Origin of the sequence: Streptomyces sp. NPDC002463 (genome assembly GCF_042889835.1) — a bacterium.
Classification (GTDB): Bacteria; Actinomycetota; Actinomycetes; order Streptomycetales; family Streptomycetaceae; genus Streptomyces; species Streptomyces nymphaeiformis.
This window is the reverse complement of the sequence record NZ_JBIARL010000001.1, coordinates 894,781-910,469: the sequence shown is the minus strand read 5'-3', so window position 1 is coordinate 910,469 and position 15,689 is coordinate 894,781. Positions and strand designations below refer to the sequence as shown.

General features: G+C 72.7%; 14 protein-coding genes. 7 read left to right on the top strand and 7 right to left on the bottom strand.

What is annotated here, in order from left to right; genetic code table 11:
- Positions 1–37: 37 nt before the first annotated feature.
- The 3 genes from ACFYX3_RS04255 to ACFYX3_RS04245 all read right to left on the bottom strand — a co-directional run bounded on the left by ACFYX3_RS04255 (position 38) and on the right by ACFYX3_RS04245 (position 3,294).
- Positions 38–1,666, bottom strand: a complete 1,629-nt coding sequence (locus tag ACFYX3_RS04255; protein WP_389007756.1) for a transporter — start codon at positions 1,664–1,666, stop codon at positions 38–40.
- On the bottom strand, positions 1,663–2,553 hold the full coding sequence (locus ACFYX3_RS04250; protein ID WP_389007754.1) for an ABC transporter ATP-binding protein: 891 nt from the start codon (positions 2,551–2,553) through the stop codon (positions 1,663–1,665). The genes ACFYX3_RS04255 and ACFYX3_RS04250 overlap by 4 nt, the downstream gene beginning before the upstream one ends.
- A gap of 75 nt (positions 2,554–2,628) precedes the next feature.
- Complete coding sequence (locus ACFYX3_RS04245) at positions 2,629–3,294, bottom strand: bifunctional DNA primase/polymerase (protein ID WP_376593230.1); 666 nt, start codon at positions 3,292–3,294, stop codon at positions 2,629–2,631.
- 290 nt (positions 3,295–3,584) lie between these two features.
- Here ACFYX3_RS04245 and ACFYX3_RS04240 point away from each other — a divergent pair, with 290 nt between their 5' ends.
- Entirely contained in the window at positions 3,585–4,967 is a 1,383-nt protein-coding gene (locus tag ACFYX3_RS04240; RefSeq protein WP_389007752.1) for a transcriptional regulator, read from the top strand.
- 105 nt (positions 4,968–5,072) lie between these two features.
- A complete protein-coding gene (locus ACFYX3_RS04235; protein WP_389007750.1) occupies positions 5,073–6,476 on the top strand; it encodes a hypothetical protein in 1,404 nt (467 codons plus the stop codon).
- 6 nt (positions 6,477–6,482) lie between these two features.
- Here ACFYX3_RS04235 and ACFYX3_RS04230 read toward each other — a convergent pair whose 3' ends face one another.
- Complete coding sequence (locus ACFYX3_RS04230; protein ID WP_389007749.1) at positions 6,483–7,757, bottom strand: ABC transporter substrate-binding protein; 1,275 nt, start codon at positions 7,755–7,757, stop codon at positions 6,483–6,485.
- 205 nt (positions 7,758–7,962) lie between these two features.
- Here ACFYX3_RS04230 and ACFYX3_RS04225 point away from each other — a divergent pair, with 205 nt between their 5' ends.
- Both ACFYX3_RS04225 and purU read left to right on the top strand, forming a co-directional pair.
- The gene (locus ACFYX3_RS04225; RefSeq protein WP_352026993.1) at positions 7,963–8,406 is read left to right on the top strand and encodes a hypothetical protein; all 444 of its coding nucleotides are present in this window, start codon (positions 7,963–7,965) and stop codon (positions 8,404–8,406) included.
- Positions 8,407–8,465: 59 nt separating this feature from the next.
- Positions 8,466–9,317, top strand: coding sequence for a formyltetrahydrofolate deformylase (gene purU, locus ACFYX3_RS04220; RefSeq protein ID WP_116159496.1), 852 nt, complete (start codon positions 8,466–8,468; stop codon positions 9,315–9,317).
- Between the two features lie 30 nt (positions 9,318–9,347).
- On the opposite strand, the gene ACFYX3_RS04215 is transcribed toward purU, so the two are convergent.
- On the bottom strand, positions 9,348–10,622 hold the full coding sequence (locus ACFYX3_RS04215) for a maleylpyruvate isomerase N-terminal domain-containing protein (RefSeq protein ID WP_389007747.1): 1,275 nt from the start codon (positions 10,620–10,622) through the stop codon (positions 9,348–9,350).
- Complete coding sequence (locus ACFYX3_RS04210) at positions 10,619–11,200, bottom strand: sigma-70 family RNA polymerase sigma factor (RefSeq protein WP_389007745.1); 582 nt, start codon at positions 11,198–11,200, stop codon at positions 10,619–10,621. The genes ACFYX3_RS04215 and ACFYX3_RS04210 overlap by 4 nt, the downstream gene beginning before the upstream one ends.
- Positions 11,201–11,361: 161 nt before the next feature.
- Here ACFYX3_RS04210 and ACFYX3_RS04205 point away from each other — a divergent pair, with 161 nt between their 5' ends.
- On the top strand, positions 11,362–11,742 hold the full coding sequence (locus tag ACFYX3_RS04205; protein ID WP_389007743.1) for an STAS domain-containing protein: 381 nt from the start codon (positions 11,362–11,364) through the stop codon (positions 11,740–11,742).
- Here the strand turns inward: ACFYX3_RS04205 and ACFYX3_RS04200 are convergent.
- Positions 11,711–13,222, bottom strand: coding sequence for a class I adenylate-forming enzyme family protein (locus ACFYX3_RS04200; protein ID WP_389007741.1), 1,512 nt, complete (start codon positions 13,220–13,222; stop codon positions 11,711–11,713). The genes ACFYX3_RS04205 and ACFYX3_RS04200 overlap by 32 nt on opposite strands.
- 134 nt (positions 13,223–13,356) lie before the next feature.
- On the opposite strand from ACFYX3_RS04200, the gene ACFYX3_RS04195 reads away from it, so the two are divergent.
- Both ACFYX3_RS04195 and ACFYX3_RS04190 read left to right on the top strand, forming a co-directional pair.
- Positions 13,357–14,547 (top strand): amidohydrolase family protein, encoded by a 1,191-nt coding sequence (locus tag ACFYX3_RS04195; RefSeq protein WP_389007739.1) that lies wholly within the window; start codon positions 13,357–13,359, stop codon positions 14,545–14,547.
- The gene (locus ACFYX3_RS04190) at positions 14,547–15,680 is read left to right on the top strand and encodes an acyl-CoA dehydrogenase (RefSeq protein ID WP_382654682.1); all 1,134 of its coding nucleotides are present in this window, start codon (positions 14,547–14,549) and stop codon (positions 15,678–15,680) included. The genes ACFYX3_RS04195 and ACFYX3_RS04190 overlap by 1 nt, the downstream gene beginning before the upstream one ends.
- Positions 15,681–15,689 lie beyond the last annotated feature (9 nt).

The window sequence follows — 15,689 nt, the reverse complement described above, 5'->3', positions numbered from 1 at the left end:
GGGGGCCGGCGCCCGGCCGCGCGCGTACGGGCAGGCGTCAGCCCTTGCTGACCGCCGCCAGGATCTCCGGCAGCCGGCCCGCCGTGCGCGGGGCCGCCAGCTTGAGGCCCGCCAGGACGAGCAGTCCGCCGTAGAGCGCGCCCGCCGGGAGGAGGAGCCACAGCAGGGACTGCTGGTCGGAGACGTGGAGGTAGACCGTCGCGGCGATGAGCGGGGCGCAGAGGAGGCCGCCCAGGATCATGCCGCCCATGATCGACATCCAGGCGAGGCCGCCCTGCCCCGGCGCGACGTTCTTGTAGCCGCTGTCCTGGGGGATCGAGTACGGGAAGACCGCCGAGGTCACCGCGCCCGTCGCCATCATCGCGCCGAGCAGGGCGAACGCCAGGCCGAGGGCCTCGGGGAACGCCGACCAGTCGCCGAGGACACCGGCGGTCAGAGCGGTGACGACCGTCGTGTACGGCAGCGTGATCGACAGCAGGGCCAGGGCCCGCGCCCGGAGTTCGGCGTACGCGTCGGGCGTCGTCGAGATGGTCTGCGCGACCATCCAGAACGCCGAGGTGTCCTGGCCGAACTGGTTGTACATCTGGATGCCGAGCATGCCGGAGGCGAAGCAGGCGAAGTAGATCGAGCCCGTGCCCTGGAAGGCGTTGAAGAGGGGGACGATCAGACCGACGGCGAGCGAGGTCACCCACGCCGCCTTCGTCTTCGGGTCGCGCCAGATGTACCGCAGGCTCCGCTCCATGACGGCGCCGGTGCGGCCGCCCGGCAGCATCCGGGCGAGCCGCCCCGTACCGCTCTTCTCGTCGGCTCCCGCGTCGGCGGCCGCGCCGATCGTGGAGCCGTCCGGCTCGACCATCAGCCGCACCAGGCTCCGCTGCCACCAGTACAGGAGGCCCACGAGGGCCGCCGCCGTGAGCAGCAGCCGGGCCGCCGCCACCGCGTAGTCGCCGCGGCTCGCGGAGTCGACCGCGCCGATCGCGGCGGCCGGCGGCAGCCAGCCGACGACGGCCGTCGCCGGTTCCAGGGCCTCCAGGCCGCCGGCGCGGCCGAGCCGCTGGGCGCCGAAGTTGACGAGCTGCATGCCGACGGCGATGACCAGACCGCTCAGCAGGGCCAGGTCCCGGCCCTTGCGGGAGGTGAGCAGCCGGACGTTCGCGGCGGCCACCGAGCGGGACAGCGCCACGCACGTCACCGCAGCGAGCGGGACGGCGAGGACGGCGATGACGGTGCCGGCCGCGCCGTGCGCGACGGCTACAGAGGCGCCGAGGACCACGACGAAGGTGAGGACGGGGCCGACGCCCACGAGGGAGGCGACGAGCAGCGCCCGGACCAGCGGCCGGGGCTGCAGGGGCAGCATCACGAGCCGCGAGGGGTCGAGGGTCTCGTCCCCGCTCGGGATGAACAGCGGCATCACCGTCCAGGACAGCGAGAGGACCCCGGTGAGGAGGACGGCGACGGTGACGGCGTCCGCGTGCCCCCGCAGGAGGACGAAGCCGAGCACGGCGACGACGGCCAGGAAGGTGCCGAAGACGATCGAGGCGAGGTACGCGGCGGTCCGCCCGCCGGACTGCCGCAGCCCGTTCTTCAGCAGCGACAGCTTGAGCCGTACGAAGACGGACGTGAGGGACGGTACGGGGGAGGTGGCGGTCGTGGCGGTCGCGCTCATCGCTGAGCCCCGTTCGTACCCGGACCGCCCTTGCCCGTACCCGGACCGCCCAGCCAGTCCAGCGAGTCCCCGGCCGCCGCGCGGCCGTTCGCGCCGACGAGCTCCAGGAACGCCGCCTGGAGCGAGGGCGCGGAGCCCCGGACCTCGGCCAGCGGGCCCTGGGCCCGGATCCGGCCGGCGGCCATGACGGCGACCCAGTCGCAGAGCGACTCGACGAGCTCCATGACGTGGCTGGAGAAGACGACGGTCGCGCCGGAGGAGGTGTACCGCTCCAGGACGCCGCGGATGGTCTGCGCGGAGACCGGGTCGACGCCCTCGAAGGGCTCGTCGAGGAAGAGGACCTCGGGGTTGTGGAGGAGCGCGGCGGCGAGGCCGATCTTCTTCCGCATGCCGGTCGAGTAGTCGACGACCAGCTTGTTCTGCGAGCCCGCGAGGTCGAGGACGTCGAGGAGCTGCGCCGCCCGCTTGTCGACCTCCGCGCCCGGCAGTCCGCGCAGCCGGCCGCTGTAGGCGAGGAGTTCGCGGCCCGAGAGGCGCTCGAAGAGCCGCAGGCCCTCCGGCAGGATGCCGATGCGGGCCTTGACCTGGGCGACCGACTCCGGGTCGGCCCACACGTCGTGCCCGGCGACGAGGATCCGCCCCTGGTCGGGCCGGAGCAGGCCGGTGATCATGGAGAGCGTGGTGGTCTTGCCGGCGCCGTTGGGCCCGACGAGCCCGATGAACTTCCCCGCGGGCAGGACGAGGTCGACCCCGTTCACCGCGATCTGCTGGCCGAAACGCTTCCACAGCCCCTCGACGCGTACGGCGGGCACCGCACCTTCCCCCGGTGCGGTGCCCGCCGTGTCGGACGCTCCGTCGAACGCCCCGTCAAATGCCTGGTCAGGCATGGTCCGTCAACCCTTCGATGGTCCCCGTAATCCTTACGGGGCCACCCTACGGGCGCGACCGGCCGGGCCTCCAGGTCACTGCGTACGGCTCCTGGCCTCCGCCGCTTCCCGGCCACACGCATACGCGAGGGCGCTGATCAGCTCCTCCGCGTCCGGCAGCCAGCGGTTCGCCGGGGTGGGGCGCCGCGCCCACTGCACCGCGCCGCAGCCGCCGATCCGGGTGGGCGGGGCCGCCACGTAGTGGCCCTCGCCGCGCGTGGTGAGGTCGATGGCGGCCGGGGCCCAGCCGAGCTTGCGGACGAGGTCCGGGACCTTGTTCGCGGCGCCCGGCAGCACGAAGAAGTACATGCGGCGGTCCGGGGTGCAGGTCACGGGGCCGAGCGTCAGCTCCATGCGCTCCATGCGGGCGAGCGCCAGGAAACCGGCCGACTCGGACACCTCGATCGCGTCGAAGGTGCGGCCGGTCGGCAGCAGGATCGACGCCTTCGGTGTCTTCGACCACATCCGCCGCGCCCCGACCGCGCTCCCGGTCGCCTGGGTCGACCAGTCGGGCCTGACCGCGTGGGCGCCGGGCACGGCGCACTCGTCCGCGCCGCAGGAGCAGCGCTCCCTGCCTTCGACGGCTTCCAGCCAGGTCCCGGGAAACACGTCCCAGTGCCGCTCTTCCGCGTACCGCACGGCGCTGTCCAGCAGCTGCTCGCCCCGCTGCTTGGGGATCTGTGCGGCTTCCGTGACTCCCATGGTCTCTTCCACGGACAGCACAACTTCCCCCGTCACCTGGGGTTACGGGCGCGGTGGCGGGCGTGTTGACGCATCGATCCTGCACGCGGGGCGCATGGGTGCACTGGCGGGGGCGCGCGGAGGGCCGGGGAGCGGGCGTGGGTACGCAGAGGTGGGGGCGACGGCGGCGGGGGGCTTTCTTCGCGCCGCCGACGTGTCCGGTTTCGCGTGTTCACATCGGCATTGACCGGATATCAACCGGGCAGTGATCCCTTCTCCGGTGATCACCGCACGGCCTCAGGGGGTACTTCATGGCAGCCAGGCCACTCGTTCCGCGTCAGCTCAACGAACGGCTCCAGGCGCTCATCCAGGAGGCGGGCTGCTCCAACGCCGGCCTCGCCCGCAGGGTCAACATGGTCGGCGCGGAGCGCGGCCTCGACCTGCGCTACGACAAGACCTCGGTGGCGCGCTGGCTGCGCGGGCAGCAGCCGCGCGGCCGGGCGCCGGGGATCATCGCGGAGGCGCTCGGCCGCAAGCTGGGCCGCACGGTCACGATCGACGAGGTCGGCATGGCCAACGGCCGGAACCTCGCCGCCGGGGTGGGGCTCCAGTTCGCGCCGACCGTGCCCGGGGCGATCGAGCAGGTCTGCGAGCTGTGGCGCAGCGACGTGGGCCGCCGGGACTTCCTGAACGGCTCGACGGTCGCGGCCTCCGCCCTCGTCGAGCCCAGCAGGGACTGGCTGATCACGGGCCCCGACACGCACGTGGCGCGGACGGCCGGGGCCCGGGTCGGGGTCGCGGACGTGGCGGCGGTGCGGGAGATGACGGCCGCGCTCGTCGACCTCGACCGGCGCTTCGGCAGCGGTCATGTGCGCCCGGTGGTCGTGCACTACCTCAACAGCGTGGTGTCGGGGATGCTGTCGGGCTCGTACCGGGAGGCGATCGGCCGGCAGCTGTTCGCGGCGGTCGCCCGACTCACCGAGCTCGCCGGGTACATGGCGGTGGACACCGGCGAACCGGGCCTCGCGCAGCGGTACTACATCCAGGCGCTGCGGCTCGCGCAGGCCGCGGGGGACCGGGGGTACGGCGGCTATGTCCTCGCCGCCTCGATGAGCCACCTCGCCGCGCAGCTCGGCAACCCCCGGGAGATCGCCCAGCTGGCGCGGGCGGCGCAGGAGGGCGCGCGGGGGAAGGTGCCGCCGCGCGCGGAGGCGATGTTCCTCGCGGCGGAGGCGCGCGGGCACGCGCTGATGGGCGACGTGCGCGCCTTCGAGGCGGCGGCGGGCCGTGCCGTACGAGCGCTTGAGCAGGCCGATCCGGAGGCGGGCGATGACCCGGCGTGGATCGCCCACTTCGACGCGGCCTACCTCGCGGACGAGCTGGCGCACTGCCACCGGGACCTGGGGCAGGCCGAGGCGGCGGCGCGGGCGGCGCAGGAGTCGATCGCCGGGCACCCGGAGACGCGGGCGCGGCGTCGCGCGATCGGCCTGGCGCTCCTCGCCTCCGCGCAGGTCCAGCAGCGGGAGGTGGAGCTGGCCTGCCGCACGGGCACGCAGGCGCTCGAACTGCTCGGCACGCTGCGGTCGTCGCGGGGCGTGGAGTACCTGGAGGACCTGCGGGAGCGCCTGGAGCCGTACGCGGGGGAGGCGGTGGTGCGGGAGTTCGGCGCGCGGATGGAGTTGTACGCCGCGTGACTGTGTCAACCGTGTAATGGGTCTCACACGTATGTGCGGAGCCCTGTCGGCACCCGGTAGCGTGAGCCGACGATTCCGTAGGTTGGTCCATCAGTGGGAGTCCCGGTGACGCAGAACGGACAGGGTCCGGAGCATGGCGGCGGTCAGCCGTGGGGCGGCGCCTGGGGTCCCGCCGGTGCACAGCCGGGCGGGCAGCCGCTGCCGCCCGCGCAGCCGCTGCCTCCGGAGGCCCCGCAGGGCGCCGCCGACATGCAGTCCACCCAGTACCTGCCGCCGATACCCCCGCAGCAGGCCCCGCCGCAGCCCGGCTACGGCTACCCGGGCCCGGGTGCCCCGGCCGCCGCCGACCTGCAGGCGACCCAGCACATCCCGCCGGTCCCGGGCGGGATGCCGCCGGTGCAGGGCGGAATGCCCCCGGCCGCCCAGCAGGCTCCCCAGCCCGGCTACGGCTACCCCGGCCCCGGCGCGCCCGCCGCCCCGCAGCCCGGGTACGGCTACCCGCCGCCGGCCGGCGCCTCGGACGCGACCCAGTACATCGCCCCGGCGCCGTCGCAGCAGGGCGGGGGCTCCGACACCCAGTTCCTCGGCACGGGCCCGCTCGCGCACCAGGGGCCCGGGCAGCCGGCCGGTGCCTCGGACGCGACCCAGTTCATCGCCCCCGTACCGGGGCAGATGCCCGGTGAGCGGCAGCCGCCCGCCGACTTCGACAACCTGTTCCGCCCCGAGACGCCGCCGGCGCCCCAGGGCCACCAGCAGCCGGGCCCGGCCGCGTACCAGCAGCAGACCCAGCACCTGCAGCAGCCGCCGCCCCCGCAGCAGTACGGCTACGACGACGCGTACTACGACGACGAGCCCGAGCCGCGCCGCAAGTCGCCGCTCGCGCTGATCGCCGCCGTCGTCGTCGGCTGCGCGGTCGTCGGCCTCGGCGCCGGCGCGCTGCTCAGCGGCGGGGACGAGAACGACTCCAAGAACCCCGGGCAGAACGTGGCGGCGAGCTCCGCCGCGCCCTCCGCCTCCACCGGGGCGCCCGAGCCCTCCGAGAAGCCGGCCGACCCGGCGGAGCCCCAGGCGAAGGAGCTCAGCACGCTCCTCGCGACCAGCAGCAGCAGCCGTCAGACGGTCATCGACTCGGTGGCGGCCATCGGCCGGTGCAACGACCTCGACCAGGCGGCGAACGACCTGCGCGGCGCCGCCGAGCAGCGCCGGGGGCTGATCACCAAGCTCCAGTCGCTGAAGGTCGACAAGCTGCCGAACAGCGCGGCGCTGACGGCGGCGCTCACCAAGGCCTGGCAGGCCTCGGCCGCCGCCGACGACCACTACGCGGCCTGGGCCGACCAGATGAAGGGCAAGAAGGCCTGCAAGGGCGGCCACGCCCGCGGGACCAGCCAGAAGGCCGCGGGGGACGCGAAGAGCGGCGAGGCCACCAACGCCAAGAAGACGGCGGCCGGGCTGTGGAACCCGACCGCCGAGAAGTACGGCCTCGACAAGCGGAGCTGGACCCAGCTCTGAGCGGGGCTACGGGGCGCTGAGCACGGTCTCGCCGACGTCGACGAAGCCGGGCTTCTGCGCCACGAGCCGCCCCTGGCGGACCACCTGGAACGTCACCTCGTGGTTGACGATCCGGGTGAAGCCGGGGGCGCCGAGCAGGTCCTCGTACTTCCAGCGCAGGCTGGGGGTGAGGCCGCCGGTGTCGATCCGCTCGCCGCGGTCGAGGGCGTGGCTGATCTCCGCGGCCGTGATCTCGTCCTGGTGGAGGTTCTCGACGACCTCCTTGAGGACCGTGTAGGCGATCCAGGTGGTCTGGACGCCGGCGTCGGCCGGGTCGACCCGGTTGTCGGCGAAGGCGAACTCCTGGATGACCTTGCGCATCGGCGCCCAGCTCTTGTCGCCGGCCTCCGGGTACCAGCCGGTGACGTACGCGCCCTCGAAGGGGCTGTGGGGGCCGCCGGTGCGGTCGATGACGGGCTGGTCGACGCTGCCGAGGATCGAGGAGATGCGGACGCCGGCCTTCTGCTTCTTCTCCTCCTGGGGGAGACGGCGGAAGGAGTCGAAGAAGGTCTGGGTGCGCTCGCCGAGGACGGCGGTGACGCAGCCCTTCTCGTCGCCGGCGCGGGTGCGGGCCCGGTCCGCCTGCTCGGTGTACTCGGCGGCGTCCTCCAGGGCCGGGATGTCGACGGCGCCCCGGTGACTGGCCTTGTGCAGGCCGGAGTCGAGGAGCTCGGGGAGCTTGTCCCCCGCGGTGGTGTCGGGGCGGACGAGCGAGACCCTGTCGCAGGAGCCCGCGAGCTGCATGCCGTGCCCGGCGACGAGGGAGGCCACTCCGCCGTTGACGGGGTAGGAGAGCGGGCTGGTGAACTCGTCCTCCGCGATGCCGTAGCCGCCGATGTACGGGATGCCCGCGGCCTCCAGCGGGGCCATGAAGGCGCGGCCGTTCTGGCTGTACGAGCCGACGACGGCGACCGCGCCCTCGCGCACGGCCCGGCGGGCGCAGGCGGCGGCGCCGGCGATGGTGTTCTGCTCGTTGCAGGTGAGGACGCGCAGTTCGTGCCCGTCGACGCCGCCCTGGGAGTTGACCCAGCGGGCGTAGGTCTGCGCCATGGCGGGCATTCCGGGCATGTTGGTCGCCCGGGTCTGGTCGGGAGCCCAGGTCATCACCGTGACGGGCTCCCTGGAGCCCCCCGTGGCCCCAGGGAGCACGCCGCACCCGGTGAGCAGCGACGCTCCCGTCGCCGCGGTCGTGACGTACGCGAGGAGTGAGGAAAGTCGCCTACCGGTCATGGGCATGCACATTTCCGCCTCACGGGTAACGCGGGAGTGTGCTCCGTTCAACGGTGGGTGACGTGAAGGTGAATTACGGGGGTGGGTGACCGAGGAGGGGAGGGGGCGAGTCCGCTTACCGGACAAGGGAACGTACGATCGAACGATGTCCAGTGCAGTCCCCGGTTCGGTCTCCGGTTCGGTTAACTCTTCCCGTCGCGGCCGTCGCTCCTCCACCATGGGCGGCATGCCGCTCAACGACATGCCGTGGTGGCGCTGGCGCAGCAACGTGCGCTCGGCGCTGCACATGCTCTCCGACCCCGGATTCCACGAGACGACCTGGCTGACCGGCCAGGAGGGGTACGGCGACGTCACCGACGCCGTCTACCGCCTCGTCGAGGACACCTGGCTCGACAACTGGTCCGCCGAGAAGTACGTCGGCTCGATCTTCCGCGACTCCGGCGAGGCCGCCCTCGTCGACGTCGCCGTCCTGCGGGTGCTGCGCATCATGCACCAGGTCGGACCCGACGCCCCCGTCTCCGCCTACCTCGCCCACCCCGGCTGGCCCGAGGCCGTACGCGCCGCCCGCGACGCACACGTACGGCTGGCCCAGGCCGACGGCGAGGATCCCGACACGCCCCCGCGCTCCCTCGACGTGCTCCGTATCATGACCCGGTCCTGAGGCGTTCCGCCTGACGGACGGCCGTCTCCCGGCCGGGCGCGGTGTGGCAGGCTGACGGGATGACCGACCAGTACGTCCTCACGCTCTCGTGCCCGGACAAGCAGGGCATCGTGCACGCCGTGTCGAGCTACCTGTTCATCACCGGGTGCAACATCGAGGACAGCCAGCAGTTCGGAGACCGCGACACGGGTCTCTTCTTCATGCGGGTCCACTTCTCGGCCGAGAGCCCGGTGACGGTCGACAAGCTCCGGGCCAGCTTCGCCGCCGTCGGCGACTCCTTCGCCATGGACTGGCAGATCAACCGCGCCGACCAGCCCATGCGGGTCGTGCTCATGGTCTCCAAGTTCGGGCACTGCCTCAACGACCTGCTCTTCCGGTCGCGGATCGGGGCGCTGCCGGTGGAGATCGTCGCGGTCGTCTCCAACCACACGGAGTTCCAGGAGCTGGTGGGCTCGTACGGGATCCCGTTCCGGCACATCCCGGTCACCAAGGAGAACAAGCCCGAGGCGGAGGCGGAGCTCCTGGAGCTCGTGCGGTCCGAGAACGTGGAGCTGGTCGTCCTGGCCCGCTACATGCAGGTCCTGTCGGACGACCTCTGCAAGCAGCTCTCCGGGCGGATCATCAACATCCACCACTCCTTCCTCCCCAGCTTCAAGGGCGCCAAGCCCTACCACCAGGCGCACGCCCGCGGCGTCAAGCTCATCGGCGCGACCGCGCACTACGTGACGGCCGACCTCGACGAGGGCCCGATCATCGAGCAGGAGGTCGAACGCGTCGGCCACGAGGTGACCCCGGACCAGCTGGTGGCGATCGGCCGCGACGTCGAATGCCAGGCCCTGGCCCGGGCGGTCAAGTGGCACGCGGAACGCCGAATCCTCCTGAACGGCCGCCGCACGGTGGTCTTCGCGTAGCCGTAGGGGGCCTCGCCCGCCGGGGCCCCGCTACAGCCGGCTCAGTGACGCCGTTGCCGCCAGGACGTCGCGGATCGCCTCGCGGTCGCCGTCCTGGCCCGCTGCCGCCTCCTCCGGGGTGATGTGGCCCGCCACCAGTTGGCAGAACTCGACGCCGTCCAGGGCCACCTGGGCCACCGCGCGGTCCGGGGAGCCGAGGGCCGCCGGGGAGTCCAGGGGGATGTACCAGTGGCCGCCGCCCGCGCCCTCGACCTCCAGGTGGAGCGAGCGGCCCGCCGCGCCCGCCGCGACGAGTTCCCTCGCGGGGCCGGCGAGGCCCGTGCGGCGGCGGTTCGCGAGGGCCGCGGGGAGCTGCCGGGCCGCGAGGTCGATCATGTCGTGGAGGTGCGGCGCGCTGGGCGGCCCGTACGGGTAGGCCACCGCCGTCGCGATGTCGTCCGCGTGCAGCCAGCACTCGAAGGCCCGCTCCAGGAGGGAGTCCCGGAGGGGCAGGGCGAAGTCCTTGTAGCCCACCGTCAGGTCCGCCACGCCCCGGCCCGCGAACGCGACCGTGCGGATCAGGGTGTGCGACTGGTCGCGCCACGGGTCGCGCAGGGACCGGTTCGGCGGCCGGTCGAGCGCCGCCCAGAACGCCTCCGTCCGCTCCGTCGGCGACAGCTCCGGCACGCCCGCGCCCAGCGGGTCGTCCAGGCCGAGCGCCGAGGACACCAGGCCGTCCACCGCGAGGAGGTGGCCGATGACCGCCGCGACGGTCGCCTTGCGGCGCACCACGCGGTCCTCCTCGTACCACTTGAGCCGTACCGGCGCGTGCCACTCGGACTCGCCGATGTCCCTGAGGAGCGCGTCGAGCCGCGCGGTCTCCGCGTCGTACGGCGTGACCCAGTCGGGCACGGGGATGCGGGCCGGGCGGCGGCCCAGGCAGTTCTCCAGGACCCGGGAGCGCAGCAGCGGGTCGAGGTCCAGGTCCCGGTCCTCGTGGAGGAGCGTGACCGCGTCGCGGAGCCGCAGGGCCTCGTCGGCGCAGGGTGCGCAGCCGGTGAGGTGGATCTCGACGGCCTGGGTCTCGCCCGCGGAGCACGCCGAGAGCGCCCAGGCCCCGAGGAGGGACTTGAGCACGTTGTGCGAGAGGTCCGGTACCTGTACCTCCGGTTCCTCCATGTCCGGTTCGTCCACCTCCCCGTCCGGCTCGTCCGACACCTCCGGCAGCGGCGCCGTCAGGTCGGCGTGGTCGTCCGCCGACCGGCGCGGTCCCGGTATCCACGGGGCGCGTGCGACGTCGTCCGCGTCGCCGTTCGCCCCGGTCACCGCGGTCGTCCGTAGCCGGGCGGCGAGGACCCTTCGAGCAGCCGGGTGTTCGCGGAGGAGAGCAGCTGGAGTCCGAGCCGGAGGCGCCGGCGCGCCTCGTCCTCGGTGACGCCGAGGTCGGCGGCGGTCTGGCGGTAGTCGCGGCGCTGGAAGTACGCCAGTTCCAGCGCCTTGCGCAGCGGCGCCGGCATGGACGTCACGATGTAGTCGGCGCGGGCGGCGACCGTGGCCCGGTGGACCTTCTGCTCCAGCTCCTCGGCGGAGCCCACCCCGGTCTCCGCGTACGCCAGGGCCTCGGCCTGCCGCAGCCGGTGCACGGCCTGCCGCTGGGTCAGCTTGGCGACCCACGAGCGCATGTTGCCCTGCTTCGGGTCGTACGAGTCGGGGTTCTCCCAGATGTAGCCGAAGACCTCGCGGGTGACCTGGTCGGCCGCCGCGTCGTCGTCGAGGACCCGGTGGGCGAGGGAGTGCACCAGGGCGGCGAACCGGTCGTAGAACTCGCCGAGGGCAGCGGCCTCCCCGCGCGCCAGCCGCTGCTGCATCCTGCGGTCCCAGCGCGGTGGTGTGTCCATCGCCATGCGGCCTCCGCCCCTTCAGGTTCTTCCCAAGGTAGTGCGCCGCTCCGACAACGCACGACTGTTTGCCGCAAGTGCGCCCTTGACGCGGATGGCGATGGTAAGGAAAGCGTCATCCCCGGGATCGGGGGTTTCGGAGCCCGCCGGTGGGGCAGGCGGCGACCGTGACGACGATCGAGGTCGACGAGGACGAATACGGCTCCTGGACGGTTCTTTGTGTCCGGGGGGAACTGGACCTGGTCACCTCCCCCCGGATACGCCGCCGCGTCCACGACGCCGTCGCGGGCGGCCGCCACGACCTGGTGGTCGACCTGTCCGCCGTGCGGTTCTGCGACTCCAGCGGCGTCGGCGTGCTGATCGCCTCCCGCCGTCTGCTGCGCTCCTGCGGCGGCCGGCTCCGCCTGATCCTTCCCGAGGAGGACAGGGACGGTCACGTCGGGCGGGTGCTCTCCGCGCTCGGCGTGCGCCGCCTCTTCGACGTGTACGAGGACGTGCCGGGGGCGGTCGGCGGAGTCACCGGGGTGCCGGGCCGAACCGCTCCCTGAGCTTGTACTTGAGCACCTTGCGCAGGGTCTCGTTGCGGGGGAGCGCGTCCACCACCTCCAGCTGCTCCGGCAGCTTGTGGACGGACAGCCCGGCCTCCCGCAGGAAGGCCGTGACCTGCGGAAGACCGAGCGGGGCGGCGCCCGGGGGCTGTTCGACGACGGCGCAGACGCGTTCGCCGCGCTCGGCGTCCGGCAGGCCGATGACGGCGGCGTCGCCGACGTCCGGGTGCCGGTGGAGGAGGTCCTCGATCTCCTTGGCCGAGATGTTCTCTCCCTTGCGGATGATGATGTCCTTGATGCGGCCCGTGAGGACGAGGTGGCCGCTCGGCGTGAGGTGCCCGACGTCGCCGGTGATGAGGAAGCCGTCCTCGTCGAAGGCGGCGGCCGTCTGCGCCGGGTCGAGGTAGCCCCGGCAGACGGCCTCGCCGCGGAGCCGGACCTCGCCGTCGCCGGTGATCCGTATCTCCATGCCGGCGGGCGGGCGGCCCTCGGTGCCGGCGAGGTTCTCGTCGGTGTCGTCGGGGGCGCCCATCGTGATCATGGGGACCTCGGTCATGCCGTACCCGTGGGTGAGCCGGCAGCCGAGCTCCTTCCGTACCGCGTGATAGATCTCCGGCGGCTTGGGCGCCCCTCCGCCGGCGAGCAGGCGGAGGGTGGGGATGACGGGCTTGCCGGGCCGTTTGCGCTGCTCGGTGAGGAACATCGAGTAGAAGGCGGTGGAGCCGCCGGCGACGGTCACGCCGTGCCGGTTGTACGCGTCGAGCGCCTCGGGCAGCGCGAACTGCTCGAACATCACGGCCGGGAACCCGTACAGCAGGAGCATCACCGTGTAGTCGGGCCCGGCGATGTGCGCGTACGGGAAGGCCATCGAGCCGACGTCCTCGGCGGTCAGGTGCAGGGCGTGGGCGAGGCAGGCGCCGCCGGCGAGGAGCGAGCGGTCGGTGTGCAGGACGCCCTTGGGGTCGGAGGTGGTGCCGGAGGTCCAGTAGATCCAGCGGACGTCGGTGCCGGAGGCGGGCGGCGGGGGCAGGACGGCCGGGTCGCCGTCCGGAAGGTCCTCGTAGGCCTCGAAGATCCCGCGCGCGCCGAGCCGCCTCGCCATCTCCGCATGGTCGAATCCACGCCAAGTTCCGGGGACCGCGAAGAACTCGGCCTCGGACTCGCGCAGCGCGAAGCCGACCTCCTTGTCGCGGTAGAAGGGGATCACCGGGGACTGCACGGCACCGATGCGGGCGAGCGCGAAGGAGAGCACGGCGGTCTCGATACGGGTGGGCAGCTGCCAGGCGACGACGGTGCCGGGCCGCACGCCCATCCCGTGGAGCCCGGCGGCGCAGCGCTCGGCGCGCTCGCGCAGGGCGCCGAAGGTGAGGACGCGGTCGTCCTGGAGGAGGACGGGCCGGTCGGGGGTGAGGGCGGCGCGGCGCTCGACGAGCTCCCAGAGCGTGCGGGACTCGCCCAGGGCGTGTGCGGTCTCGTTCATCCCGTACTCCTCTTGGCTGACGTTCCGTCAGATGTTGCGGTGAGCGTAGAGGTCCGGCGCTTGTCGGTCCAGGGGTGCGGGGCTAGCCTGATGCCGTCAGATCTGACGGGTCATCAGAAACGGGAGAAGGCTCCATGACGGAACTGCCCCGCATCATCAGCGTCGACGACCACGTGATCGAGCCCGCCCACCTCTTCGAGACATGGCTCCCGAAGAGGTACCGCGACCGCGGGCCCCGCCCCCTCACGGCCGGCATCGGCGAGCTCGCCTACGTCGGCGGCAAGTACCAGATCACGATGGACCCCGAGGGCCCGCCCACCGACTGGTGGATCTACGAGGACCTCAAGTTCCCGTACAAGCGGAACATCGCCGCCGTCGGCTTCGACCGGGACGACATGACCCTGGAGGGGATCACCAGGGAGGAGATGCGGCGCGGCTGCTGGGATCCCGCCGCCCGGCTCAAGGACATGGACCTCAACCACGTCGAGGCCTCCCTCTGCTTCCCCACCTTCCCCCGCTTCTGCGGGCAGACCTTCGCCGAGGCCCACGACAAGGAGGTCGCCCTCGCCTGTGTCCGCGCCTACAACGACTGGATGGTCGAGGAGTGGTGCGGGGACAGCGGGGGGCGGCTGATCCCGCTGTGCATCATCCCGCTGTGGGACGTCGACCTCGCCGTCGCCGAGATCCGGCGCAACGCGGCCCGTGGGGTGAAGGCCGTGACCTTCTCCGAGATCCCCACCCACCTCGGGCTTCCGTCGATCCACTCCGGTTACTGGGACCCGTTCTTCGCCGTCTGCCAGGAGACCGGGACGGTGGTGAACATGCACATCGGCTCCAGCAGCCAGATGCCGGCCGCGTCCCCCGACGCCCCGCCCGCCGTCCAGGCCTCGCTGAGCTTCAACAACGCGATGGCCTCGATGATGGACTTCCTCTTCAGCGGGGTCCTCGTGAAGTTCCCCCGGCTGAAGCTGGCGTACAGCGAAGGGCAGATGGGCTGGATCCCGTACGCCCTCGAACGCGCCGACGACGTCTGGGAGGAGCACCGGGCGTGGGGCGGAGTGCGCGACCTGATCCCCGAGCCCCCGTCCACGTACTACTACCGGCAGATCTTCTGCTGCTTCTTCCGCGACAAGCACGGGATCGCCTCGCTGGACGTCGTCGGCCGGGACAACGCCACCTTCGAGACCGACTACCCGCACGTCGACTCGACCTTCCCGCACACCAAGGAGGTCGCCCTCGACCACGTCCAGGGCCTCGACGACGAGACGGTCTACAAGCTGATGCGGGGCAACGCGATCCGGATGCTGGATCTCGGGATCGTCTGATGGACCTCTCCTGCACCGAAGAGGAAGAGGCCTACCGCGCCCGCCTGCGGGAATGGCTCGCCGCCACCCTGCCGGGCCTCCCCGAACGGCCCGACCCGCTCGACTGGCCGGCCCGCCGCGCCTACGACTGCGGCTGGCAGCGGCGCCTCCACGACGCCGGGTACGCCGACACCCACTGGGACGCCTCCCCGACCCAGCGCCTCATCTTCCTGGAGGAGACCGAACTCGCCGGCGCGCCCTACGTCGGCGCCAACTTCGTCGGTCTCCTCCACGCCGGACCCACCATCGCCGCCGAGGGCACCGACGCCCAGCGCGAGCGGTGGCTGCCGCCGGTCCTGCGCGGCGACGAGGTCTGGTGCCAGGGCTTCAGCGAACCCGACGCCGGGTCGGACCTCGCCTCGCTCCGTACGCGCGCGGTACGGGACGGGGACGCGTACGTCGTCACCGGACAGAAGATCTGGACCTCGCACGCCGAGGTCGCCGACTGGTGCGAGCTGTTGGTGCGGACGGACCCGGAGGCCCCCAAGCACAAGGGCATCACCTGGCTCGCCATGCCCATGGACGCGCCCGGCATCACCGTACGGCCGCTGCGCACCCTCGCCGGATCCACCGAGTTCGCCGAGGTCTTCCTCGACGAGGTGCGGGTGCCGGTGGCCAACCGGGTGGGGGAGGAGAACGACGGCTGGCGCGTCACCATGGTCACGCTCTCCTTCGAACGCGGCACCGCCTTCGTCGGCGAGGTCGTCGCCTGCCGCCGCCTCCTCGGCGAACTCGCCCGCACGGCCAGGAAGAACGGGACCTGGGACGACCCCGTCCTGCGCAGGCGCCTCGGCAGGCTCTCCGCCGAGTTCCAGGCCCTCTGGCGCATCGTCCAGGCCAACGTCAGCGAGGCCCAGGCGACGGGGGGAGTGCCAGGGGCGGGCGGTTCCGTCTTCAAGCTGCACTACTCGCACGCCCGCCAGGAGCTGTACGACGCGGCCGCCGCCGTCCTGGGGCCCGACGCGCTCGACCTCGGCCGCGAGTGGAACCTCGACCGGCTGTCCTCGCTCTCGTACACGATCGCGGCCGGCACCTCCCAGATCCAGCGCAACATCGTCGCCGAGCGCATCCTCGGCCTGCCGAAGGGGCGGTGACTCTCCTCC